A 24122-nucleotide genomic window follows, 5' to 3' on the forward strand; every position below is an offset into this window, starting at 1 on the left:
TACGGGGGAGCCATTATGAAAACGTTTACAGTCATGGTCAAACCCGCCACCCACCCCTGCCCTGGCCACCTTCGCCAAGGCGTCCCGGGCCGCATTCCACCGGCTCAGCCCGCCATGCCGGAGTGCCGCAACAAGGCGTCGATGCGCGGCGCGCGGCCGCGGAAGGCACGGAAATTCTCGGCCGCACTGCGGCTGCCGCCGCGCGCCAGGACTTCATGGCGGAACCGCGCCCCGGTGTCGGCAACCTGGGCCGGCGCCTCCTCGAAGGCCGCGTAGGCATCGGCACTGAGCACCTCGGCCCATTTATAGCTGTAGTAGCCCGCCCCGTAGCCGCCGGCGAAGATGTGGCTGAACTGGTGGGGGAAGCGATTCCACGCCGGCGGGTGGTTCACCGCCACTTCTCCGCGCACGCGATCCAGCAGTGCCAGCACGCTGTCGGAGGCAGCATCGAAGCCGCTGTGCAGCTGCATGTCGAACAGACCGAACTCCAGTTGGCGCACGGTGGCCATGCCGCTCTGGTAGTTCTTGGCTTCGACCATCCTGTCGAACAGCGCGCGCGGCAGGGGCTCACCGGTATCCACGTGCGCGGTCATCGCCTGCACGCGCTCCCACTCCCAGCAGAAGTTCTCCATGAACTGGCTGGGCAGTTCCACCGCATCCCATTCCACGCCATTGATGCCGGCGACGCCCAGTTCGCCCACCTGCGTGAGCAGCTGGTGCAGGCCGTGGCCCATCTCGTGGAACAGCGTGGTCACGTCGTTGTGGCTGAACGTGGCCGGCTTGCCGTCCATGCCCTTGCCGAAATTGCAGACCAGATAGACGATCGGCGTCTGTGCGCCACGGGCGGTATCGCGACGGTTGCGGCAGTCGTCCATCCATGCGCCACCCCGCTTGCCCTCGCGGGCGTAAAGATCGAGATAGAACTGGCCCACCAGCGTGCCGTCGCCATCGATCAGGCGGTAGAAGCGAACGTCGGGATGCCAGGTCGGCGCCTGGTCCTGTTCGACGCGCAGGCCATACAGGTCGCCGATCACGCCGAACAGGCCCGCCAGCACCGCCGGCTCGGTGAAGTACTGCTTCACCTCCTGCGCGGAGAAGCTGTAACGCGCCTGCTTCAGTTTCTCGCTGGCGTAGGCCAGGTCCCAGGCTTCGACGGCTTCCAGGCCGAGCTGCCCGCGTGCGAAGACCTCCAGCTCCTCGCGGTCGCGCTGCGCATGCGGCTTGGCGCGTGCGGCGAGGTCGCGCAGGAACTGCAGCACCTCGTCGGGCGTATCGGCCATCTTGGTCGCGAGCGAGTATTCGGCATAACTGCCGAAGCCGAGCAGCGTGGCCAGTTCCGCGCGCAACGCGAGGATGCGATCGATCAGCGTGGAATTGTCCAGCGCCGCATTGTCGGCCAGCTCCGATGCGCGCACGGCGTTGGCGTGGTACAGCGTCTCGCGCAGCGCGCGGTCATCCGCATAGGCCTGAACCGGCAGGTAGCACGGCATCTGCAGGGTGAACTTCCAGCCCGGCTCGTCGTCGGCCTTGGCTGCGGCGCGCGCAGCGGCCACCACGTCTGCCGGCAGGCCTCCGAGGTGCTGCTTGTCCTTGATCCAGAATTCGTACTCGTCGGTGGCATCGAGCACGTTCTGCGAGAACGTCGCCGACAGGCCTGCGAGCTCCTCCTTCACTTCGGCAAAGCGTTTCTTCTGCGCGTCCGGCAACTCCGCGCCGCCCAGACGGAAGTCACGCAGCGCGTTGTCCAGCACCTTGCGGCGCGCCTCGTCGTACTGCGCCGCCTCGGGCGCGTCCGCCAAAGCGCGGTACTGGCGGAACAGCGCCAGGTTCTGCCCTAGTGCACTCCAGAAGCGCGTCACCTTGGGCAACTGGGTGTTGTAGGCGCTGCGAAGCGCGGGGGTATTCGCCACCGCTTCCAGGTGCGTCACCTGGTTCCAGGCGCGGGCCAGGCGCTCGGTGGCGTCATCCAGCGGCACGACGAACGCATCCCACGTCACGGGGGCAACGGCTTCCGCCCCTTTCACGGCCGCATCGGCCTCGGCCAGCAACTGGTCGATGGCAGGCGCGATGTGCTCCGGCCGGATCGCGTCGAAACGCGGCAGGCCTGAGAAGTCGAGCAACGGATTGGTCATGGGAATACCTTCTGTAATGGGAGATCAGTTCGGCCAGTCGGCCTGTGCCAGCGGGGGCAGCCCGCGTCCGGCAACGGCGGCGGCGATGGCATCGTCGCTCTCCACGATGGGGATGCCGCGCTCCAGATACCAGTCCCGGTTGTAGTAGCTGTGCGCGTAGCGTTCACCGCTGTCGCACAGGATGCTGACGATGGAACCGGCCAGGCCTTCATCGCGCATGCGCGCGGCGGCCGCGAGGATGCCGACGAAATTGGTGCCGGTCGATCCGCCCACGCGCCGCCCCAGCACGGCGCTGACATGGCGCATGGCGCCCAGGCTCAGCGCATCCGGCACCTTGAGCATGGCGTCGATGCAGGCCGGGATGAAGCTCGGTTCGCAGTGAGGGCGACCGATGCCTTCGATGCCGGAGCCGCGCCCGCAGGTCAGCGTGGTGTCATCGCAGCCCCCGCACGCGCCCCGGTACTGGTCGAAGAACACCGAATGCTCAGGGTCCGCGCACAGCACGCGCGTCGGATGCCGGCGGTAGCGCACGTAACGCCCCAGCGTGGCACTGGTGCCGCCGGTGCCCGGGCTGCAGACGATCCATGCCGGGACCGGGTGCGGCTCGGCCTCCATCTGCTTGAAGATCGATTCGGCGATGTTGTTGTTCGCACGCCAGTCGGTGGCGCGTTCGGCATAGGTGAACTGGTCCATGAAATGGCCACCGGTCTCGCGCGCGAGTTGCCGCGACACGGCGTTGATCGCGCCCGCCTCCTCGACCAGATGGCAGCGACCGCCCTGGAACTGGATCGCGGCGATCTTGTCCGGCGACGTGGACGACGGCATGACCGCGATGAACGGCAGCCCCAGCAGTCGCGCGAAATAGGCTTCGGACACGGCCGTCGACCCGCTGGACGCCTCGATCACCGGCGCGCCTTCGCGCAGCCAGCCGTTCGCCAGCGAGTACAGGAACAGCGAGCGCGCCAGCCGGTGCTTCAGACTGCCTGTCGGATGGCTGGATTCGTCCTTCAGGTAGACGTCGATGCCGGGAAAACCAGGCAACGGCAGCGGGATAAGGTGGGTATCGGCGGACCGGTTGAAGTCCGCTTCGATGCGCTGGATCGCCTGCGCCGTCCAGTCACGCGCTGCCGTGGTCACGCCGATTTCCTCGCGGGCGCCGACGCGAATACGGCGCGATGATGACGCGGCGGGATGTGCGTGGTGGGCCGTGAAGGATTCGAACCTTCGACCAAAAGATTAAAAGTCTTCTGCTCTACCGACTGAGCTAACGGCCCGGGAACGCATCCCGGCCTTGCACCGGGATGCGCATTCTAACGCATCGTCCGCGATGGGGCGAAACCCGCCCGGTTCACGCGTAGTGCGTGGGGTCCGGCACGCCGGCATCGGCGAAACCCGCGGCGCGCAGGCGGCACGCATCGCAGTGGCCACAGGCGCGGCCCTGCCCGTCGGCCTGGTAGCAGGACACGGTCTGCGCGAAGTCGACGCCCAGCCGCACACCCTCGCGCACGATATCGGCCTTGCTCATGTGCAGCAGCGGCGCCTGGATGCGCAGGCCCGCCCCCTCGACACCCGCCTTGGTGGCCAGGTTGGCGAGCTTCTCGAAGGCTTCGATGAACTCGGGGCGGCAGTCCGGATAGCCGGAGTAGTCCACCGCGTTGACGCCGCAGAAAATGTCGCTGGCGCCCAGCACCTCGGCCCAGCCCAGCGCGACCGACAGCATGATGGTGTTGCGGGCGGGCACGTAGGTGACCGGGATGCCCGCGCCGCCGGCTTCGGGCACGTCGATGTCGTCGGTCAGCGCGGAGCCGCCGATACTGCGCAGGTCTACATGCACGGTCTTGTGGGCGACGGCGCCGAGTGACCGGGCGACGCGCGTGGCGGCATCCAGTTCGGACGTGTGCCGCTGGCCGTAGCGCACGCTCAGCGCGTGCACGGCGAAACCCTGCTCACGGGCGATGGCGACAACGACGGCGGAGTCCATGCCACCGGAGAGAAGGACGACGGCGTTTTTCATGGGGGAAGTGTATCGCGATGAGCCCCTCTCCCATCGGGAGAGGGGTTGGGGTGAGGGGTGACGCAAGCCACGGAGAGTGATGCGCCGCGTCTTCGCTCGCCCCTCATCCGTCGGTCCGCGCCACCTTCTCCCGCCGGGAGAAGGAGAAAACGATCAACGCCCCGGCTCGTCGTTCCACAGCAGCTTGTGCAACTGCATCTGGAAGCGCACCGGCAAGCGATCGGCGATGATCCAGTCCGCGAGTTCGCGCGGCTCCAGTTCGGACTTGCTGGGCGAGAACAGCACATCGCAGCGCTCGGCCAGGCGGTGCTCGGCCAGCATGCCGCGCGCCCACTCGTAGTCGGCGCGGCCGCAGAGCACGAACTTCACCTGGTCGCGCGCGGTGAGCAGCGGCAGGTTCTCCAAGCGGTTGCGCGCCATTTCGTTCGAGCCGGGCGTCTTCAGGTCCACCACGCGCGACACGCGCGGATCCACGTCGGCGATGTCGATGGCGCCGGAGGTCTCCAGCGAGACGTCATGGCCGGCGTCGCACAGTTTTCGCAGCAACAGCAGGCAGCGCTTCTGCGAGAGCGGTTCACCACCGGTGACGCAGACGTGGCGGACGCCATGGCGGGCAACCTCGGCCACGATGTCGTCGATCTCGCGCCACTCGCCGCCATGGAAGGCGTAGGCCGTGTCGCAGTACTGGCATCGCAGCGGGCACCCGGTCAGGCGCACGAAGACCGTGGGCCAGCCGACCGCATTCGCCTCTCCCTGCAGGGACAGGAAAATCTCGGTGATCTTGAGGCGTTCCAGCGGGGACTGGACGATCTCGCTGGGGCGGGCGGCGTCATTCATGGGGTGCGCATGATACGCCTTGCCGGCCCGGCGCCCCCAGGGGGGCCGGACGGGGTGCCCTCAGCGCAGGCGGCCGAGCTGGATGGCGCGCAGGCGGTCGTCGGCAGTGCGGGCGACATCGGTGCCCGGATACCTGGTGACGACCTCACCGAGGGTGCGTTCGGCTTCGGGCAATTTGCCCAGGCCGTAATCGCACAGGCCCATCTTCAGCAATGCCCCGGGTGCCTTGTCGTGGGTGGGGTACTGCGCCAGCAAGGCACGGAACTGGTCGGCGGCCAGCGCGTAGTTCTGGGTGACGTAATAGCTCTCGCCCAGCCAGTACAACGCGTTGGGCGCATACACGCCGCCGGGATAGAGCTGGAGGAAACTGGTGAACAGCTGGGCCGCGTCGGCGTACTCGCCAGCCTTCAGGCGGTCGAACGCGACGTTGTACGCGGTGCGCTCATCGCCGGCAGCGGACATCGCGCCCATGTCGCCATGAACGCTGGGGGGCTGCTCGGTGGTCGCTACCGTAGCGGATGCCGACGCGGTGGTCGGCGGAGATACGGGAGTCTGGCTGCCCAAGGGTGGGCTGACCGGCGTCGTGCCCTCCGGCGTCGGCGCCGCACCGCCCTCCAGGCGATTGAGGCGACCGTCCAGGTCGAGGTACTGGTCGCGGGTCCGTTGCTTGAGCTGCTCGTTCTCGTGCTGGAGCTGCTCCAACTGCGCCCTCAGGGTCCGCAACTCGGATTCCTGCTGGGTGATGCGATTGAGCAGATCGAGGTTCTGCTGTGGGTTGTTGGCCTTTGCTTCCAGCGCGGCCACACGGTCGGCCAGGCTGACGCGCTGCGCCTGGGCGGGAGCGGCGGCCACGAGGGCCGCCGCCAGTACCAGCATGTACGTCTTCACGCTCATCGTGGCGATGACGGCTTACTTCGCCGTGTACACGATCTCGACGCGACGGTTCTGCGACCAGCAGGATTCGCTGGAGTCGGTGCAGACCGGACGCTCTTCGCCGTAGCTGACCACGGTCAGCTGGGCAGCCGAGCCACCGCTGGCCTGCAGGGCCGAGTTCACCGCGTTGCCGCGACGCTCGCCCAGGCCCAGGTTGTACTCGCGGCTGCCGCGCTCGTCGGCATGGCCTTCCAGCGAGATGCGCGAGGACGGACGGTCACGCAGGTACTTGGCATGGCAACCCATGATGGCCTGGAATTCCGGCTTCAGGGCATCCTGGTCGAGGTCGAAGTACACCACGCGCTGGCGCAGGCAGGCGTCGGTGTCCAGGTCGTTCGGTCCATACACACCGGAGGTGGTCGGCGTGGTTGGCGTGGTGGGTGTCGTCGTCGTGGTGTCGGTCGGCTGTTCCGGCTTGACGGCCTTCTTGCAGCCTGCGAGCACGGCGACGGACATCAGGGACAGCATCAGAACACGGGCGGTGTTGTTCATGGTGATTCCTTCGTCGGTGAAGCGGGGGGGTCAGGGGACAAACATTGTAGACAGAAACTTAACGCGCGGTGCGATACGGCGACCACGCCGGCTCGCGCACATCCGCATTGGCCACGACAAGACGCTGGCGTACGCGCGCATCGGCCGAGACCGCGTACAGCACGCCCCGCCCGCCTTCGCGCGCGGCGTACAGCACCATGCTGGCGTTGGGGGCGAAGCTGGGCGATTCGTCCAGCGAACCCGGCGACAGCGACGACCAGCGTGCACCGCCCAGACTGCTGTCCATCAGCGAGATGCGGTAGTTGTTGCCCGCACCCTGCACCACCGCGATCTTCTTGCCGTCGTAGGACACGCTGGCGGTGGCGTTGTAGTTGCCATCGAAGCTCACCCGGCTCGCGCTGCCGCCACTGGCGGGCACCCGGTAGATCTGCGGGCGGCCACCGCGGTCGGAGGTGAAATAGATGCTGCTGCCATCCGGGCTCCACACCGGCTCGGTATCGATGGCCGAGGTGTTGGTCAGCTGGCGCAGCGAACGACTGCCCAGGTCCATCACGTAGATCTCGGGATTGCCGCTGCGCGACAGGGTCAGTGCCAGCTGGCGCCCATCCGGCGAGAACGAGGGCGCACCATTGATGCCGCGGAAGCTGGAGACCTTCTCGCGTGCGCCCGTCGAAATGTCCTGGATGTAGATGGCCGAGTTGCCGCTCTCGAAGCTGACATAGGCCAGCTTCCGGCCGTCCGGACTCCATGACGGCGACAGCAGGGGCTCGGCCGAGCGCACGACGGTCTGCGGATTGAAGCCGTCCGAATCCGCCACCATCAGCGCGTAACGCGTGGCCTTGCCGGTGCCGGCGGCGGTGACGTAGGCGATGCGGGTCCAGAACGCACCGCGCACACCGAGGATCTTCTCGTAGATGGCATCGGCCATCTGATGGGCGACATCACGCAAGGCATTCGAGCGGGCGGTCATCGCCAGACCGAGCATGCGCTCCTGCTTGGCGACATCGAACAGTTCGTACTCCACGCGATACCCGCCATCGCCCGCGTCCACGACCCGGCCGACGACGATGTAGTCCTGGCGCAGCGCGCGCCATGTCGGGTACTGGATTTCCCCGCCGCGCGTCGGGCGCTCGGTGATGCTGGCTTCGGGCAGCGTGCGGAATGCGCCGGAACGCTCCAGATCGGCGCGCACCACGGCCGAGACATCCGTCGGCGGCATGCCCGCGCTGCCCTGGTAGGGCATCGGCACCACGGTGATGGGCAGGGCGGATTCGCGGCCGCCGATCAGGTCGACCTCGAGTTGCTGGGCCATGGCAGGGCCACAGAAGCCCAGGAACATCAGCAGGAGTAGCAGTCGTCGCGTCATGGCTCGATTCTCACTCAGTGGCTTGTTTCATCTAGGTGAATTCGGGAAGCAGCAGGGGCAGATTGCCGTCCGTCGGCTGAACAGGGTCATCTCGACGGCTGGAAGCGCACCACGAAATCGCGGGCCGCCACTTTCTCGAAACCCGCATATGGCAGCGGGCTGGCCTTCAGGACGGCGCGTTCCACACTGTCGCGCGCCGCCTGGTCATAGGGACAGCTGGGCTGCACTTCCGCCGACATCACCTCGCCGCCGGGCAGCATCTTGATGCGGATCGGACAGATCTGGCCTGAGCTCACGTTGGGCGGGCGCACCCACTGGCGCTCGATGGCGGCGACCATCGCCCCCACCCACTCGCCCTGCGAGGGGCCAGATGCGGCACCCGCCACGCCCGCTGCCTGACCACTGCTTGCGGCAGGCGTGGCCGACGCCGCTGCCTGGCGGGCCCGCGCATCCGCGAGCTGGCGCAGCTTCTGCTCGGCCAGCTGTGCTTCGCGTGCGGCTTGCGCGCGCTGGCGCCGGATTTCCTCCAATCGCTTCTGGTCTGCCGCGGCCTTCTGCTGGGCTTCGGTCGCCACGCGCTTCTGGCGCTCCTCTTCCTGCTGCGCGGCCAGGCGGCGCTGCTGCTCGGCCTGCTCCTGGCGCTTGCGCTCGGTCAGGTCGATCTGCTCCTGGCGCCGCTTGGCTTCCTGTTCCTGTCGCGCCGTCTCCTGGGAGATGGCGTCGCGGCGGGCTTCGTCCTGGTCCACATCGTCCGGGACCACCACGCGCTCCTGCGCCTGCACCTGCCGTTCGACCGGCGCATCCTGCGGCGCGGGCTCGGGGATCGGTTGCGGCGGCGGAACGGTGTCTTCCGGTGCGGGTTCCTGCACGGGCTCGGGCATCGGCTCTGGCTGGAAGTCGAGTGCACGCTCGACTGCGCGCTGGTCAGCGGCGGACACATCCAGCGTTGCCTCCATCGCCTCGGAACCTGCGGCATTGAGACGATCGCGGTCCCAGGTCAGGAACGGCGACACCAGCAGCAGCACGAGCAACAGCACGTGCAGGCCGATGGCCCACGCCACCGCCCTGCCCAGCCCCTCGTCCTGCACGGGCCGCTGGCGCTGGAGGACTTCAGCGTGCATTGCCACCCGCGTTGGTCATCAGGCTGACATTGCCGACCTTCGCGCGCCGCAGCACATCCATCGCGTCGAGCACCTTCTGGTACGGCGCTGCGCCTTCCGCCGCGACCATGATGCGGAGCTCATCGCCCTGCTGCGCGCGGATCGCCGCGACCTTGGCTTCGAGCGCCGCCGCGTCCAGCACTTCCGGCTGCTTGGCTTCGGGCAACTTCAGGCCATAGCGGCCGTCGGGGTAGGCAATGACGATTACCGGCTCGTTGCGCGTTTCCACCGCCTTCGCGTTGGACGACGGCAGCTTCACGTCCACGCTCAACGTCAGCAGTGGCGCAGTCACCATGAAGATGATCAGCAGCACCAGCATCACGTCGATGTAGGGCACGACGTTGATCTCGGATTTCAGCTTGCGCCGCTTGCGATGGAAGATGCTTCCGGCCATGGTGGGCTCCGCTTACTCGGCCGAATTCTGGCGCTGCAGGATGGAGCTGAACTCCTCGGCGAAGCTCTCGTAACGCACCGACAGCCGCTCGACGCGGGTGGTGAAGCGGTTGTAGGCCCACACGGCGGGAATCGCCACGAACAGGCCGATGGCAGTCGCGAACAGCGCTTCCGAGATGCCCGGGGCGACGGCCGCGATGCCCGCCTGCTCACCGCTGTTGAGCATGTCGTGCATGGTCACCATGATGCCGAACACGGTGCCGACCAGGCCCACGTAAGGCGCAGTGGAGCCGATGTTCGCCAGCAGTTCGAGGTTGCGTTCGAGCTGGTCGACTTCGCGCGTGTAGGTCACGCGCATGGCGCGCTGCGCGCCTTCCAGTTGCGCGCGCCCGTCGAGGCCGCGCTTGTCGCGCAGGCGGGTGAATTCGCGGAAACCCGCTTCGAAGATTGCTTCAAGACCGGTCACCACGCGGTTGCGGTCCGCGGCGCCGGCATACAGCTTGTGCAGTTCAGCGCCGGACCAGAACCGGCCCTCGAACTCGTCGGCGTCGCGGTTGGCGGTCTTGAACACGCGTGCCTTGCGGAAAATGATCACCCAGCTGATCAACGACCCGGCCAACAGCAGCAGCACGATCAACTGGACCGGCAGGCTCGCCTTGAGCATCAGATTGATGTAGTTGATCCCGCTGTGCACCGTGGCGGCGGAAGCCTCGGCGGCAGCGGCAGCGGTCTCCGGCGGCAACGCCTCCACCACGGTGTCCTGGAAGGCCAGCAGCGTTGCGATCATCCGTTGTTCCTCGAGTCTCGGTTCGTGTTGCGTATCGGGTTAGAGCGATCGGCCCGGTGTCTCGAGCCGGCGGAATTCCTCATACAACGCCTCGGGCAGCGCAACGGGTCTGAAACCCGAGGCGCTGAGCGCGGCGACTTTCACCTCGGCGGTCAGCAGCACTTCGCCACTCCGCTCGATGGACTGGGCGAAGACCACGCTGGCCCGCTTGCATTGGTGGATGCGCGCGCTCACCTGCAGCAGATCGTCCAACCGGGCGGGGCGCAGGAAATCCAGGCGCATCGCTCGGACGGCGAACACCAGGTCGTGGGTCTGGCGCAGTTGTTCCTGGGCGTATCCACGGGCCCGCAACCATTCGGTTCGGGTCCGCTCCAGGAAAGCGACGTACTGCGCGTGGTACACCACGCCACCGGCATCGGTATCTTCCCAATAGACGCGTGTCGGAAAGATGAACGGAGCCGAATCCCCGGCGATCGTCGTCGAATCAGTCGTCAAAGCATGCGCTCCCGCACGTTGTCGTGCATACCATCCTGAAACCAGTTGCCGTCAGAAGAGCTCGTCGGGAACATCGCTCGCTTCGGGCACGCGGCCTTTCGGCGTCAGCCCGAGGTGCAGGTAGGCCTTGCGGGTGGCCATGCGGCCGCGCGCGGTGCGCACCAGGAAGCCCTGCTGGATCAGATAGGGTTCGATGACGTCCTCCAGCGTGCCGCGCTCCTCGCTCAGTGCGGCCGCCAGCGACTCCACGCCCACCGGGCCGCCATCGAAGTTGTCCACGATGGTGCGCAGCATGCGGCGGTCGAGTTCGTCGAAGCCCTCCGGGTCCACCTTCAGCATCTGCATCGCGGCGCGCGCCACGTCGACGTCGATGTGGCCGTTGGCCTTGACCTGCGCGTAGTCGCGCACGCGACGAAGCAGCCGGTTGGCGATGCGCGGGGTGCCACGTGCGCGACGGGCGATTTCCCCTGCCCCTTCCGGCACGCAATCCATGCCCAGGATGCGGGCCGAGCGCTGCACGATGCGGGTGAGTTCGTCCGGCGTGTAGAACTCCAGGCGCTGCACGATCCCGAAGCGGTCGCGTAGCGGCGCGGTCAGCAGGCCGGCGCGCGTGGTGGCGCCGATCAGGGTGAAGGGCGGCAGGTCCAGCTTGATCGACCGCGCGGCAGGTCCCTCGCCGATCATGATGTCGATCTGGAAATCCTCCATCGCCGGATACAGCACTTCCTCGACCACAGGCGACAGGCGATGGATCTCGTCGACGAACAGCACGTCATGCGGCTGCAGGTTGGTCAGCAGCGCGGCGAGGTCGCCCGCCTTCTCGATCACCGGGCCGGACGTGGAGCGCAGGTTCACGCCCAGTTCGTTGGCGATGACATGGCTCAAGGTGGTCTTGCCCAGCCCCGGCGGCCCGAAGATCAGCACATGGTCGAGCGCCTCACCACGACCCTTCGCCGCCTGGATGTAGATGTCCAACTGCTCCCGGACCGGCTTCTGGCCCAGGTACTCGTCCAGCCGCTTGGGGCGGATGCTGGCCTCGATGGCCTCGTCTTCGCGCGTGGCGGACGAGGTGATGATGCGGTCTGCGGTCATGCGGGGATTATGCGTGAAACCGCCCGCCATGCTTCATCTTTCCCGCGCCGCACCGGTCAGATTTCGACCTGTGCGCCCAGTTCCACCAGCCGGTTGCCGGGAATGCGGAAGAAGCCGGTCGCGGGCGCGGCATTGCGGTGCATGACGGCGAACAGCTTGTCGCGCCACACCGGCATGCCGCCGTGGCGCGCGGCCACGATGGTTTCGCGGCTGGCGAAATACGTGGTCTCCATCGGGTCGAAGTACACGCCCCCCTGGTCGCAGGAACCCATCAGCGCCTGCGGCACGTCGGGCGTCTCGGCGAAACCGTAGCTGATCACCACGCGATAGAAATCATCGCCGATCGGCTCGATCTTCAGCCGTTTCTTCTTCGGCGCATAAGGCACCGTCAGCGTCTCGACCGTGAGGAACACGTTGCGCTCGTGCAGCACCTTGTTGTGCTTCAGGTTGTGCAGCAACGCGTGCGGCACCACGCCCTTGTCCGCCGTCAGGAAGATCGCCGTGCCGGGCACGCGCACGGGCGGCGCCAGCATCAGGCCAGGCAGGAAGGTGTCCAGGCGGATGCCTTCCTTCTGCACTTCGCCATGCAGCAGTTCGCGGCCGCGGCGCCAGGTACGCATCATGGTGAAGGCGGTGATGCCGATGAACAGCGGCACCCATGCGCCGATGCCGGTGACCAGCTTGGCGCCGTTGGCGAACAGGAAGGCCAGGTCGATCACCAGGAACACGCCACACAGCGGCAGCACCCATTTGCGGGAATCCGGCCAGCGCGTATAGGCCACGATCGCCAGCAACAACGTGTCGATGAGCATGGTGCCCGTGACCGACAGACCGTAGGCCGTGGCCAACGCACCGGAACTCTGGAAGCTCAGCACCAGCACGATCACCGCCAGGTAGAGCATCAGGTTGATCGACGGCACATAGATCTGGCCGATCGTGTCCTTCGAGGTGTACTTGATGTGCAGGCGCGGCAGGTAACCCAACTGGATGGCCTGGCGCGTCACCGAGAACGCGCCCGTGATCACCGCCTGCGACGCCACCGCCGCCGCCGTGGTCGCCAGCACCAGCATGGGAATCTGCGCCCACTCCGGGATCGACATGTAGAACGGATTGGCCACGGCTTCCGGATGCTTCAGCAGCACCGCGCCCTGGCCGTAATAGTTCAGCACCAGCGCAGGCAGCACGAAAGCGAACCAGCCCCAGCGGATGGGGCGTTTGCCGAAGTGGCCCATATCGGCATACAGCGCCTCGCCACCGGTCACGGTCAGCACCACCGCACCGAGGATCAGCACCGCGTGCCAGTCGTGGGTGACGAAGAAATGCCAGGCCCAGTAAGGGTTGAGCGCGGCCAGTACCGAGGGGTTTTGCGCGATGTTGTAGATGCCGAAGCCGGCCAGCACGATGAACCAGGTGATCATCACCGGACCGAACGCCTTGCCCACTTTCGCCGTACCGAAGCGCTGGAACGCGAACAGGCCGGTCAGGATCACCAGGCTGATCGGCACGACCCACTGCTTGAACACGGGTGAGACCACTTCCAGGCCTTCCACCGCACCCAGCACCGTGATGGGCGGGGTGATCATGCCGTCGCCGAAGAACAGCGCCGCGCCGAAGATGCCGAGGATGCCCACCGTGTAGCTCAGCCGCGAGCCCTTGGTCAGGCTGCGCTGCGCCAGCGCCGTCAGCGCCATGATGCCGCCCTCGCCGTCGTTGTCGGCGCGCATGATGACGATGACGTACTTCAGCGTGACCACCAGCAGCAGCGACCAGAAGCCGAGCGACAGCAGCCCGCGCACGGTGTCCGCGTCCGGCGTCAGGCCGAAGTGCGGATGGAACATCTCCTTGATCGTGTACAGCGGGCTGGTGCCGATGTCGCCGAACACCACGCCGACGGCACCGGCCACCAGGGCAGCCATGCCCGCTTGCGAATGACCGTGCTGCCCGGTGTTGCCGGCGTCGGTATGGGAAGAGGAAGGGCTGGACATGGCGGCCGGGAGGGTAGCGCTCGGTGAGTGAAGGGGTGCTCTAAAGCCGCGATCAGCGCAATGCGGACTGCAGGGCCTTGCGGATGATCGTGGCGGCATCGTCGCCCGCGGCCGTCGCGTCGCGCGCCATGCGGGTCGCTTCCGCTGGCTTGTACCCCAGCTGCTGCAGCGCGATGGTGGCTTCGGACTGCGGATCGGCCGGCAGCGCACTGATGCCGCCTACGCCGGTGCCCATCAGGTCGGCCGCGCGGTCGCGCAGTTCCACCACCATGCGCTCGGCGGTCTTCTTGCCGATGCCGGGGATGCGCGTGAGCGCGGTGATGTCGCCGGCCTGCACCATGCGCGCGAATTCGTCCACGCTGGCGCCGGACAACACCGCCAGCGCGATCTTCGCGCCCACGCCACTGACCTTCTGCACGTCGCGGAACAACCTGCGCTCGCCTTCGCGCAGGAAGCCGTACAGCGACACGCTGTCTTCCTTCTGTGCGTAGTGGGTGAACAGCAGTACCTCGCGACCCACGTCGGGAAGGTCGTAGTGCGTGCTCATCGGGGCTTCGAGCTCATAGCCCACGCCGCCCACGTCGATCACCAGCCACGGCGGCGACTTGTACGCCAGGATGCCGCGAAGACGTCCGATCATGGAGAAACTCCTGCGTTGCCCTTCTCCCACCGGGAGAAGGTGGCGCGACGCGCCGGATGAGGGCCGAACCGGGTCCATCGCGGCGAACAGCGGAGCGCGGCCTGCCGCATGAGTCCTCGATCATCCGGACCTCGGCTGCCTTCACCCCAACCCCTCTCCCGCCGGGAGAGAGGCTCGCTCAGCGAACGCCGACCGATCATTTCCTGCTCCAGGCCAATTGCGAACTCACGCCCAGCCGTTTGGCCGTGGCGCGCACGTGCGCGTGGGTGATGGCGACCGCCAGCGCATCGGCGGCGTCGGCCTGCAACCTGCCATGCAGGTTCAGCATGATCCCGACCATGTGCTGGATCTGGCCCTTCTCGGCACTGCCGCGGCCGACCACGGCCAGCTTCACTTCCTTGGCCGCGTACTCGTGCACTGGCAGGTCGCGCAGTACGACCGCGCTGATGGCGGCGCCGCGCGCCTGCCCCAGCTTCAATGCCGAATCGGGGTTGCGTGCCATGAACACCTTCTCGATCGCCACTTCGTCCGGCTGCCAGGTGGTGATGATGTCGGCCAGGCCATCCAGCAGGCGGCGCAGCCGCTGCGGGAAGTCGTCGGCCCCCAGCAGCACCAGCGGCGCATGATAGACGTGCGTGGTCTTGCCCGCCGCATCCACGTCGATGATGCCCACGCCGGTACGCTGCGAACCCGGGTCGATGCCGAGGATGCGGGTCACGGGACGTGATGGCCCGCCATCACCCGTCCCCACACACGGTGACTACGCATACGCATCCGCGCCCAGCTCGGCGTTGGAGTAGACGTCCTGCACATCATCCAGGTCTTCCAGCATGTCCAGCAGCTTCTTCACCTGCACGGCGGTGTCGCCCTGCACGGCGATGTCGTTGTCGGCACGGAAGGTGATCTCGGCGTGGCCGGGCTCCAGTCCCGCGGCTGCCATGGCGTCCTTCACCGACGAGAAGGCTTCGGGCGTGGTGACCACATCGATGGACCCGTCATCCGGATACACCACGATGTCGTCGGCGCCGGCCTCGATCGCGGCCTCGGTGATTTTCTCTTCGTCCGCACCCGGCGCGTAGCTGAGCACGCCCAGTCGCTTGAACATGAAGGCCACCGAGCCTTCGGTGCCCATGTTGCCGCCGCACTTGCCGAACGCGTGGCGGACTTCGGCCACGGTGCGCACGCGGTTGTCGGTCAGGCAATCGACGATCACCGCGACGCCGCCCGGCGCGTAGCCTTCGTAGCGGATCTCCTCGAAGACCACGCCTTCCAGCTCACCGGTGGCCTTCTTGATGGCGCGCTCGATGACGTCCTTCGACATGTTGGCCGACAGGCCCTTGTCCACTGCGGCGCGCAGGCGCGGATTGTTGGCCGGCTCGCCGCCGCCGGCGCGGGCCGCCACGCCGATCTCGCGGATGATCTTGGTGAAGATCTTGCCGCGCTTGGCGTCGGTGGCGTTCTTGCGGGCTTCGATCGACGGGCCTCTGCCCATGGTGACTTCCGGAGTGCACTGACAAGGGCGCGGATTATACGCGCCCCCATGCGCAGGTCAGTCCTGCCCCTCGAAGCGGCCATCACGCAGGAAGCAGGCCGCCTGGCGCGCGGCATCGGCCGAGAACACCAGCCCCGTATGGCTGGCCGGCACCACGCAGTGCGCCGCCAGCCCCGGCAGGCGGGTTTCATCCAGCCCGACCGTGCCATCGGATTCGCCGTCGAAGCGGGTGATCAGTCGGCCGATGCCGCGTGCCACGTTCCCGGCCACCATCCCCACGGGCACCGTTCCCTGCCAGGGCACGCAACCTGCCTGCAGCAGCGCACCACTGCGGCCGAGCACGGCTGCCGTCCATGCCCGACGGCCCAGGCTGCGCGCGGCGCCACTGCCACACAGCGGCGATCCCAGGCAGACCATGCGCTGCACGGGCAGGCCAGGCGCGCGGCGCAGCGCTTCCAACCCGATCAGTCCGCCCAGGCTGTGTCCCACGAGATGCAACGGCGGCGAACCCCGCAATCGCTCGATCAGGGCCGCGATGGCCGGCTCCGGTCCGCCCAGGATGCTGGGGTAACCGAACACGTCCACCTCAAAGCCTTCACGGCGCAGCCGGCGTGCGAGCGGCGTCAGCCACGATTTCGCGTTCCAGATGCCGTGCACGAGGAGCACGCGCGTCACGGGGTCCTGCTGTTCCGTCATGCGAGGCAGTGTGGGCGAAGTCGCTGCGCCATGCCAGCGCCGCTCAATGCGTGGCATGCAGGCGCTTCCATTCGCGCGGCGATACACCGCTGTGCGCCTTGAACGCACGCGACAGCGCGGCCTCGCTGCCGTAGCCCACGTCGGACGCCACGACCTTCAGCGGACGTCCCTGGCGCAAGGCCTGCTGGGCGAGGCCCACACGCCAGCCCTGCAGATAGTGGCCCGGCGTGATGCCCAGCGCCTCACGGAAATGCGTGGCGAACACGCTGCGCGACATGCCGGCCACGCGCGCCAGTTCGTCCAGCGTCCAGTCCTTCGAGGGCGCTTCGTGCATGGCGACGATGGCGTTGCGCAGGCGGGGATGGGAAAGCCCGGCCAGCATGCCGCCTTTCACGTCGCCGGTTTCCATCAGCTGGCGCAGGATCTGGATCATCACCACTTCGAACAGCCGGTTGACCAGTGCGGTGCGCCCACAGCGCTGGTTGAAGGCTTCCTCGAACAGCAGCGCCAACACGTCCGATGCACCGAAGACGCCGTCCAGCGGCAGGCACACCACATCGGGCAGTGCGGCGCAGATCGGATTCTGAGCGCCGCCTTCGAACCGCAGGTTGGCGCAGGCCATGTCCGCACCTTCTTCCGCATCGCTGACAAACCGGTGCGACATCGCGCGCGGGTAGAGCAGCAGGCTGGGCTGGTCGATGCGCAGCGACGTGTTGCCGTGGAACACCTCCAGCGGTCCGCGCCGGATCAGGTGCAGCTGACCCACGCCCGGCTCGCCTTCCAGCGTGTTGATGCCGCACAGCGCGCCGGCGTGGAACACCTGCGCGGTCACCGAGAAGCGCTCCAGCAGGACAGCGAGCCGGTCGGCCATGTCGAAACTCCTGATCAAGTTTTCAGGATTATATATCACCATCAGTCCCGATGAGCAGCGCAAAGTACGCCTCACCGGACGACACCCCGTCTGGACCACCCACTCACCAGAAGGAACACCGCCATGTCCATCGAAAAGATCCTCTACACCGCCACCGCCACCGTCTCGGGCGGCCGCGAAGGCCAGGCCACCTCGTCCGACGGCGTGCTGGCCGTCAAGCTGTCGACCCCGCGCGAGCTGGGCGGCGCCGGTGGCGACGGCACCAATCCGGAACAGCTGTTCGCGGCCGGCTGGTCGGCCTGCTTCCTGGGCGCGCTGAAGTTCGTCGCCGGCAAGCAGAAGGTCGCCCTGCCCCCGTCCTCCACCGTCACCGGCAAGGTCGGCATCGGCCAGATCCCCACCGGTTTCGGCATCCAGGCCGAACTGACCATCGCCGCCCCGGGCGTCGCCCGCGAGCAGCTGCAGGCCCTGGTCGACGCTGCCCACATCGTCTGCCCGTACTCCAACGCCACGCGCGGCAACATCGACGTGACGCTGGTGATCGCCGACTGACCTTCCTTCCTGACCCACCCCTTCCCACAGGAACCGACACCATGAACGTCTTCACCCGCACCCTCACCGCCACGCTGCTGGCCGTCGCCACCCAGGCCAGCTTCGCCGCCCACGCCGCGCCGGTCACCGCACCGGTCGCCACCGAGCGCACCAGCACCTACATCACCACCGTCGACGGCGTGCAGCTGTACTACAAGGACTGGGGCCCGAAGAACGGCCCGGTCGTGACCTTCAGCCATGGCTGGCCGCTGAACTCGGACAGCTGGGAATCGCAGATGATCTTCCTGGCCTCCAAGGGCTACCGTGTGGTCGCGCATGACCGTCGCGGCCACGGTCGCTCCAGCCAGCCCTGGGACGGCAACGACATGGACCACTACGCCGACGACCTGGCCACCGTGATCAACACGCTGGACCTGAAGAACGTCACCCTGGTGGGCTTCTCCACCGGCGGCGGCGAAGTGGCGCGCTACATCGGCCGCCACGGCACCGGCCGGGTCAAGAAGGCCGTGCTGATCAGCGCCGTGCCGCCGCTGATGCTGAAGACCGCCGACAACCCGGGTGGCCTGCCCATCGAAGTCTTCGACGGCATCCGCAAAGGCTCGCTGGACAACCGTTCGCAGCTCTACCTGGACATCGCCTCGGGCCCGTTCTACGGCTTCAACCGCCCCGGCGCGAAGGTCTCGCAGGGCCTGATCGACAGCTGGTGGGCGCAGGGCATGCAGGGTGGCCACAAGAACACCTACGACTCCATCGCCGCGTTCTCGGCCACCGACTTCCGCGGCGACCTGAAGAAGTTCGACATCCCCACCTTGGTGATCCACGGCGACGACGACCAGATCGTCCCCATCGACGCTTCCGGCAAGGCCTCGGCCGCGCTGATCAAGGGCGCGAAGCTGATCGTCTACCCCGGCGCCCCGCACGGTCTGACGGACACCCACAAGGACCGCGTCAATCAGGACCTGCTGACCTTCCTCCAGAAGTAAGCACAACGCCACAAACAGCAACGGCCGCCAACGCGGCCGTCTGCTTTTGATCTTTCCTGCATCGATGCGCCAGCGAGCCCACCAGACCCGAAGGGCGGCGGGCAGGACGCCCGCCGTTTTCCGATTCGCCAGGAGGGCGAACCGGAAAATTCACATAGCGCCCGAGTTATGGGATTGCTTCGTCGGGGAAAGCGCTTTCTTTTGGTGACTTTTCTTTGCGCTTACAAAGAAAAGTTACCCGCTGGCCCGCAGGGCCGGCGGAACGCTTTCAGGGACAATCATCCGTCGAAGCGAAGCGCCTCAGGATGAACTCATCATCCAGCGTCTTGCCCACCGGAAACTTGTATTCCCCGACCCGCACAAACCCCTTCCGGGCATAGAACCGCTGCGCGCCGGCATTCTCCGACCACACCCCGATCCACAGCGTCCGCGGCCCGTCCCTCAACAACCACCGCTCCACCTCGGCGAACAGCTTCCCGCCCCACCCGCCATTCTGGTGCGACGCCAGCACGTACAACCGCTTCAGCTCGCCATCTCCCGGCCTCACGTCCGGATGCGGCAACCCGCACGGCCCCGCCGCCGCATGACCCACGGCCACGCCGTCGTCTTCCAGCAGCCATACCGCATAGTCCGGATGCGAGAGGATCGTCCGCTGCTTGCCGACCTCGTAGGCATCGGCAAGGAACGCCGCCAGATCCTCGGCCGGATACAGATGACCGAAGGTCTCGGTGAAGGTGCGCGACGCCAGATCCGACAGCAGGACGGCGTCTTCGAGGGTGGCGCGGCGGATGGACGGCATCGACATGATCATGTGGGAAGGACCTGAGCCCCGGCGAGAACCCAGCGCCCGTGTTTACTGCGGTCGGGGCTGAAGCCCCTCCTACAGAAGACCTTATTCCTCTTCGTCCGCCTCGTCTTCCTCGTCGGCGTCCTCGTCCTCTTCGTACTCTTCTTCGTCTTCTTCTTCGTAATCGTCTTCGCCGAAGTCCTCACCGTCCCAGCGGCCCTGGCCGTCCGGCACGAAGGTAACCGCCATTGCTGCCGGCGACGTGCCGACCCGCACCAGCCAGCCACCGAACACGCGCGCGCGTTCCGTCACCAACGCCGCATCGGCGCCTTCATTGCCCAAGCGTTCCCATTCCAGCGAAAAAGCGTATTCCGTCATTGCGTGTTTTCTCTCTCAGTCTTTCTTCGGTCGAACCTGGATATGCACTTCCGCCAGCTGCTCATCCGGAATGGGCGACGGCGCGCCGGTCATCAGGCACTGCGCGGTGGTGGTCTTCGGGAAGGGGATGACGTCGCGGATCGACTCCGTGCCGGCCATCAGCGCCGCGATGCGGTCGATGCCGAACGCGATGCCGCCGTGCGGCGGCGCGCCGAAGCGCAGCGCGTCCAGCAGGAAACCGAACTTGGCTTCCGCCTCTTCCGCACCTATGCCGAGCAGTTCGAACACCGTGCTCTGCATCTCCGGGCGGTGGATGCGGATCGAACCGCCGCCGATCTCGTTGCCGTTCAGCACCATGTCGTAGCCGCGCGACACCGCCGTCTTCGCGTTCGCACGCAGGTCGGCGATGTCATCCACCGCCGGTGCGGTGAAGGGATGGTGGAGCGCGACGTAGCGCTGCGCGTCTTCGTCCCACTCGAACATCGGGAAATCGGTGACCCACAGCGGCTTCCAGGCGTCCTGGATCAGGCCGAAGTCCTTGCCGGCCTTCAGGCGCAGTGCGCCCATGAAGTCGCTGACCTTGTTGTAGCCGCCCGCACCGAAGAACACGATGTCACCGTTGCCGGCACCGACGTGTTTCACCAGTGCCGCGAAGGCGTCTTCGGCGAAGAACTTCTGGATCGGCGAGCTGATGGCGCCCGCTTCGTCGATCTTGATGTAGGCCAGGCCCTTCGCACCGTACTTGGCGGCATGCGCGGCGTATTCGTCGATCTGCTTGCGGCTCAGCGACGCGCCGCCGGGAATGCGCAGTGCGGCGACGCGGCCGTCCGCGTCGTTGGCGGCGGCGGTGAACACGGCGAACTCACTGGACTTCACCAGTTCGGCCACGTCCACCAGCTCCAGCGCGATGCGCAGGTCCGGCTTGTCCGAACCGTAGCGACGCATCGCCTCAGCCCAGGTCATGCGCGGAAACTGCGCGTCCAGCTGCACGTCCATCACCTCGGCGAAGATGTCGCGGATCATGCCCTCCACGGCGTCCTGTACGTCGCGCTCGCGCACGAAGGCGAACTCCATGTCGAGCTGGGTGAATTCCAGCTGACGGTCGGCGCGCAGCGCTTCGTCGCGGAAGCAGCGCGCGATCTGGTAGTAGCGGTCGAAGCCCGCCACCATCAGGATCTGCTTGAACAGCTGCGGCGACTGCGGCAGCGCGTAGAATTCGCCCGGGTGCATGCGCGCCGGCACCAGGAAGTCGCGCGCACCTTCCGGCGTGGCCTTGGTCAGGATGGGCGTCTCGATGTCCTGGAAGCCGCGCGCGTCCAGCCAGCGGCGCAGGGCCTGCACCAGCTTGATGCGGGTGCGCTGCTTGCGCTGCATCTCGGGGGTGCGCAGGTCCAGATAGCGGTACTTCAGGCGGATGTCCTCGCCCGGGTTCTCATGCGCGTGGAACGGCAGCGGCTCGGCCTTGTTGAGCACGGTGATCTTCGTCGCGATGACTTCCACCTGGCCGGTGCGGATCTTGGTGTTGACGGCTTCACGCGCACGCACGACGCCCTCGACCTGCAGCACGTCCTCGTAGCCCAGCGACGCGGCGACCTTGAACACCTCGGCATTGGACGGATCCACCGTCACCTGCACGATGCCCTCGTGGTCGCGCAGGTCGATGAAGCACACGCCGCCGAGGTTGCGGGCGACATCGGTCCAGCCGCACAGGGTCACGGTCTGGCCGATCAAGGCCTCGTCGACGAGGCCGCAGAAATGGGTACGCATGGAGACTCCAGGGGGTCGTCCGGACGGGTCCGGAAGGGGTTGCAACAGCCATGGGCCGTCGTAGCCCGCTAGTTTAACCGGTCCCCCGCCGCCCTCTGCCCCGTATTAACAATCCCGGCGTATGCTGACGGCTCCCCAGGAGGGTGCCACCATGAAGAAGCCGTTGTTGCAGTCCGTCCTCGTACTGTTGCTGGCCTTGGTGGCCGGCAGCGCCGTCGCCCAGGTCGGTACGCGGGCCTACGCGCCGGAGAACCTCCGCCAGTTGTCCGTCCAGGACCAGACGCGCGTGATCAGCCTGGAGTACTCGGAACAGTCCCGCGGTCGCCGCATCCCGGACGACCAGCTCCGCTTCTACCTCGACCAGGTCAACCGCTCCAGCTGGACCTTCAGCCGGATCAAGCAGGACATCGCCCAGTCGCTCGGCGGCAACAGTGGCGGCTGGAATCCGAATCCACCCGCCAACGGCCAGGTCACCTGCGAAAGCAAGGACAACCGTCGCCGGGAATGCCGGACCGGCTTCCGGCGCAACGCCGTGCTCGCGCAGAACCTCTCGAGCACCCGCTGCGTGGAGGGCCAGAACTGGGGCAGCGGCAATGGCGTGGTCTGGGTGGATCGCGGCTGCCGCGGCCGTTTCACCGAGGGGTCGGGCGGAGGCTCGGGCGGCTCCACCGTGGTCTGCGAAAGCGCCAACAATGCCTACCGCGAATGCCGTACCAACTTCCGCGGACGCGCGGTGGTCCAGCGGAACCTGTCTTCGACCCGCTGCAACGAGAACCAGAACTGGGGCCAGCGCCGGGGCATGATCTGGGTGCGGAGCGGCTGCCGCGCCGAGTTCCGCGATTCGGGCAACGGGTGGGGCGGTGGGGGCAACAGCGGGTACACCATCACGTGCAGCAGCGACGACAACCGCCGCAAGACCTGCGCCTACGACCCGCGCCAGGGCCGGCCGGTCCTGCAGCAGCAGCTCTCCAACACCAGTTGCCGCGAAGGCTACTCCTGGGGCTACACCGGCACACAGGTGTGGGTGGATCGTGGTTGCCGCGGCCGTTTCGGGCCGCGCTGAGCCGCCGCCGCTGGTTGCGTTCCCGTCAACGGACCAGACAGCAACGTCCACTTGGGTCCCAGCTTTCGCTGGGACGACGAAAGTCTGCAGTCACTCAACTCCGTCGTCCCAGCGAAAGCTGGGACCCATTTCCGCTCCCGTCTCCCCCGACTGGCGATGAGGCGGTGCCTCACCCGCCCTCGCCACTGCCCCAGGGTGCCGGCGGCAGGGCCACCGGCGTGGTGAGGTCGAACTCCACCCGGAGCAGCCGGCCATTCGGCCGACTCAGTTCGTAGACGAAGGTCTTCCCGGGCACCAGTTCCATGGCCCAGGTGTTGTTGAGCGACGCATTGAGGCCTTCGCGCTTGAACATCGCCACCGATTCGGCATCCACGGGAAACGCCTGCCGCTGCGCCGTGCCGGCATCCACCGTGTCGCCGCCGTACATCGTCACCGCGTCCGGACTGCCGTCTTCGTGGCGATGGTCATGCTTCAAACGCAGGCCGGCCGCCGTCCGCGTGACCACCCAGGTGCGCGAGTGGTCGTCGCCCACGTGGAACGGGACACGGATCTCGCGGGCAGGGTCATCGCAGCCACGTACATGCATCACCAGCGCCTTGCCCTCGAATGCATCCGGCGTGGTCGGCGCGGGCTGGTTGGCGGTGATACGGCCTGCATAGGCCTTGCCGCACTGGGCCGCCAGCGCAGCAAGGAAGGTGTCGGCGGGCGTCGAGGACGACGCGCCCGTGGACGACGTGGCGCAGCCTGCAACGGACAACACAGCGAACGCGAGCAGGGTCTTCTTCATGGCATCCCTTCTTTGCAGGAAGGGATGCACCTTACACCGCCGGCCTCAGGTCGAGGACGTCGACGGTGGTGTCGCAGGCTTGGCGTCCGTCTTCGCAGGCGCGCTTTCGGTCTTGGCCGGCGCCGACTCAGCAGGCTTGGACTCGCTGGACGGCTTGGCGCCTTCTCCACCGTCGGCAAGGTTGCGCTTCTTGTCGCCGTCCTTCTTGAAATCGGTCTCGTACCAGCCACTGCCGGCCAGCCGGAACGACGGCGCGGTCAGCTGCCGCTTTACCGCGTGCGCACTGCACGCCGGGCAGGTGTCGGGATCCGGATCGGACAGCTTCTGCAGGCGGTCGAAACTGTGGCCGCACTGGGTGCATTCGAAGGCGTAGATGGGCATGGGTAATGATGGATCAAACGGACGGGGGTGGTGTGGGGA

At 67.0% G+C, this 24122-nt stretch carries 26 protein-coding genes and 1 tRNA gene; 3 read left to right on the forward strand and 24 right to left on the reverse strand.

Annotation, left to right across the window (positions count from 1 at the left end; all coding sequences use genetic code 11):
* Nucleotides 1-104 precede the first annotated feature (104 nt).
* From OY559_RS15520 to OY559_RS15610, 19 genes are all read right to left on the reverse strand, one after another.
* Nucleotides 105-2132, reverse strand: a complete 2028-nt coding sequence (locus tag OY559_RS15520; RefSeq protein ID WP_277727109.1) for a M3 family metallopeptidase — start codon at nt 2130-2132, stop codon at nt 105-107.
* Between the two features lie 24 nt (nt 2133-2156).
* Entirely contained in the window at nt 2157-3269 is a 1113-nt protein-coding gene (locus tag OY559_RS15525; RefSeq protein WP_277727110.1) for a PLP-dependent cysteine synthase family protein, read from the reverse strand.
* 61 nt (nt 3270-3330) lie between these two features.
* A tRNA-Lys gene (locus tag OY559_RS15530) sits at nt 3331-3406 on the reverse strand.
* A 74-nt stretch (nt 3407-3480) separates the two neighbouring features.
* Nucleotides 3481-4146, reverse strand: coding sequence for a 7-cyano-7-deazaguanine synthase QueC (gene queC, locus OY559_RS15535; RefSeq protein WP_277727111.1), 666 nt, complete (start codon nt 4144-4146; stop codon nt 3481-3483).
* Nucleotides 4147-4299: 153 nt separating this feature from the next.
* Nucleotides 4300-4983, reverse strand: a complete 684-nt coding sequence (gene queE, locus OY559_RS15540) for a 7-carboxy-7-deazaguanine synthase QueE (RefSeq protein ID WP_277727112.1) — start codon at nt 4981-4983, stop codon at nt 4300-4302.
* Nucleotides 4984-5043: 60 nt separating this feature from the next.
* Entirely contained in the window at nt 5044-5877 is an 834-nt protein-coding gene (ybgF, locus tag OY559_RS15545) for a tol-pal system protein YbgF (RefSeq protein WP_277727113.1), read from the reverse strand.
* Between the two features lie 15 nt (nt 5878-5892).
* Nucleotides 5893-6408, reverse strand: coding sequence for a peptidoglycan-associated lipoprotein Pal (pal, locus tag OY559_RS15550; RefSeq protein ID WP_277727115.1), 516 nt, complete (start codon nt 6406-6408; stop codon nt 5893-5895).
* 58 nt (nt 6409-6466) lie between these two features.
* Nucleotides 6467-7774 (reverse strand): Tol-Pal system beta propeller repeat protein TolB, encoded by a 1308-nt coding sequence (gene tolB / locus OY559_RS15555; protein ID WP_277727117.1) that lies wholly within the window; start codon nt 7772-7774, stop codon nt 6467-6469.
* An 86-nt stretch (nt 7775-7860) separates the two neighbouring features.
* Nucleotides 7861-8895 carry a cell envelope integrity protein TolA gene (gene tolA / locus OY559_RS15560; protein WP_277727119.1) on the reverse strand — a complete coding sequence of 345 codons (1035 nt, stop codon included), beginning with the start codon at nt 8893-8895 and terminating at the stop codon, nt 7861-7863.
* Entirely contained in the window at nt 8885-9328 is a 444-nt protein-coding gene (locus tag OY559_RS15565) for an ExbD/TolR family protein (RefSeq protein ID WP_277727121.1), read from the reverse strand. The genes tolA and OY559_RS15565 overlap by 11 nt, the downstream gene beginning before the upstream one ends.
* 12 nt (nt 9329-9340) lie before the next feature.
* Nucleotides 9341-10114 (reverse strand): protein TolQ, encoded by a 774-nt coding sequence (tolQ, locus tag OY559_RS15570; RefSeq protein WP_277727122.1) that lies wholly within the window; start codon nt 10112-10114, stop codon nt 9341-9343.
* Between the two features lie 39 nt (nt 10115-10153).
* Nucleotides 10154-10609, reverse strand: a complete 456-nt coding sequence (ybgC, locus tag OY559_RS15575) for a tol-pal system-associated acyl-CoA thioesterase (RefSeq protein ID WP_277727123.1) — start codon at nt 10607-10609, stop codon at nt 10154-10156.
* Nucleotides 10610-10660: 51 nt separating this feature from the next.
* Entirely contained in the window at nt 10661-11701 is a 1041-nt protein-coding gene (ruvB, locus tag OY559_RS15580) for a Holliday junction branch migration DNA helicase RuvB (protein WP_277727124.1), read from the reverse strand.
* Between the two features lie 56 nt (nt 11702-11757).
* The gene (locus OY559_RS15585; RefSeq protein WP_277730027.1) at nt 11758-13617 is read right to left on the reverse strand and encodes a potassium transporter Kup; all 1860 of its coding nucleotides are present in this window, start codon (nt 13615-13617) and stop codon (nt 11758-11760) included.
* A gap of 121 nt (nt 13618-13738) precedes the next feature.
* Nucleotides 13739-14326, reverse strand: coding sequence for a Holliday junction branch migration protein RuvA (gene ruvA, locus OY559_RS15590; RefSeq protein WP_277727125.1), 588 nt, complete (start codon nt 14324-14326; stop codon nt 13739-13741).
* Nucleotides 14327-14522: 196 nt separating this feature from the next.
* Complete coding sequence (gene ruvC / locus OY559_RS15595; RefSeq protein WP_277727126.1) at nt 14523-15044, reverse strand: crossover junction endodeoxyribonuclease RuvC; 522 nt, start codon at nt 15042-15044, stop codon at nt 14523-14525.
* Nucleotides 15045-15086: 42 nt separating this feature from the next.
* Entirely contained in the window at nt 15087-15818 is a 732-nt protein-coding gene (locus OY559_RS15600) for a YebC/PmpR family DNA-binding transcriptional regulator (RefSeq protein ID WP_277727127.1), read from the reverse strand.
* Nucleotides 15819-15875: 57 nt separating this feature from the next.
* On the reverse strand, nt 15876-16514 hold the full coding sequence (locus OY559_RS15605; protein WP_277727129.1) for an esterase/lipase family protein: 639 nt from the start codon (nt 16512-16514) through the stop codon (nt 15876-15878).
* Between the two features lie 43 nt (nt 16515-16557).
* The gene (locus tag OY559_RS15610) at nt 16558-17385 is read right to left on the reverse strand and encodes an AraC family transcriptional regulator (protein WP_277727130.1); all 828 of its coding nucleotides are present in this window, start codon (nt 17383-17385) and stop codon (nt 16558-16560) included.
* Nucleotides 17386-17508: 123 nt separating this feature from the next.
* Between OY559_RS15610 and OY559_RS15615 the strand changes: the two genes are divergently transcribed.
* Nucleotides 17509-17937 (forward strand): organic hydroperoxide resistance protein, encoded by a 429-nt coding sequence (locus tag OY559_RS15615; RefSeq protein WP_277727132.1) that lies wholly within the window; start codon nt 17509-17511, stop codon nt 17935-17937.
* A 41-nt stretch (nt 17938-17978) separates the two neighbouring features.
* On the forward strand, nt 17979-18920 hold the full coding sequence (locus OY559_RS15620; RefSeq protein ID WP_277727134.1) for an alpha/beta fold hydrolase: 942 nt from the start codon (nt 17979-17981) through the stop codon (nt 18918-18920).
* Nucleotides 18921-19188: 268 nt separating this feature from the next.
* On the opposite strand, the gene OY559_RS15625 is transcribed toward OY559_RS15620, so the two are convergent.
* From OY559_RS15625 to aspS, 3 genes are all read right to left on the reverse strand, one after another.
* On the reverse strand, nt 19189-19719 hold the full coding sequence (locus OY559_RS15625; RefSeq protein ID WP_277730028.1) for a GNAT family N-acetyltransferase: 531 nt from the start codon (nt 19717-19719) through the stop codon (nt 19189-19191).
* 93 nt (nt 19720-19812) lie between these two features.
* Nucleotides 19813-20085 (reverse strand): DNA primase, encoded by a 273-nt coding sequence (locus OY559_RS15630; RefSeq protein ID WP_277727135.1) that lies wholly within the window; start codon nt 20083-20085, stop codon nt 19813-19815.
* Between the two features lie 15 nt (nt 20086-20100).
* Nucleotides 20101-21852, reverse strand: coding sequence for an aspartate--tRNA ligase (aspS, locus tag OY559_RS15635; RefSeq protein ID WP_277727136.1), 1752 nt, complete (start codon nt 21850-21852; stop codon nt 20101-20103).
* 151 nt (nt 21853-22003) lie between these two features.
* Here aspS and OY559_RS15640 point away from each other — a divergent pair, with 151 nt between their 5' ends.
* Nucleotides 22004-22915, forward strand: a complete 912-nt coding sequence (locus OY559_RS15640) for a DUF3011 domain-containing protein (protein ID WP_277727138.1) — start codon at nt 22004-22006, stop codon at nt 22913-22915.
* 169 nt (nt 22916-23084) lie between these two features.
* Here the strand turns inward: OY559_RS15640 and OY559_RS15645 are convergent, their stop codons facing one another.
* Both OY559_RS15645 and OY559_RS15650 read right to left on the reverse strand, forming a co-directional pair.
* Nucleotides 23085-23702: a hypothetical protein gene (locus OY559_RS15645; RefSeq protein WP_277727139.1), complete on the reverse strand. Its 618-nt coding sequence runs from the start codon at nt 23700-23702 to the stop codon at nt 23085-23087.
* A 45-nt stretch (nt 23703-23747) separates the two neighbouring features.
* Nucleotides 23748-24083: an FmdB family zinc ribbon protein gene (locus tag OY559_RS15650; RefSeq protein ID WP_277727140.1), complete on the reverse strand. Its 336-nt coding sequence runs from the start codon at nt 24081-24083 to the stop codon at nt 23748-23750.
* Between the last annotated feature and the right edge of the window lie 39 nt (nt 24084-24122).

This window comes from Pseudoxanthomonas sp. SE1 (assembly GCF_029542205.1).
In the GTDB taxonomy this organism is placed as follows: Bacteria; Pseudomonadota; Gammaproteobacteria; order Xanthomonadales; family Xanthomonadaceae; genus Pseudoxanthomonas_A.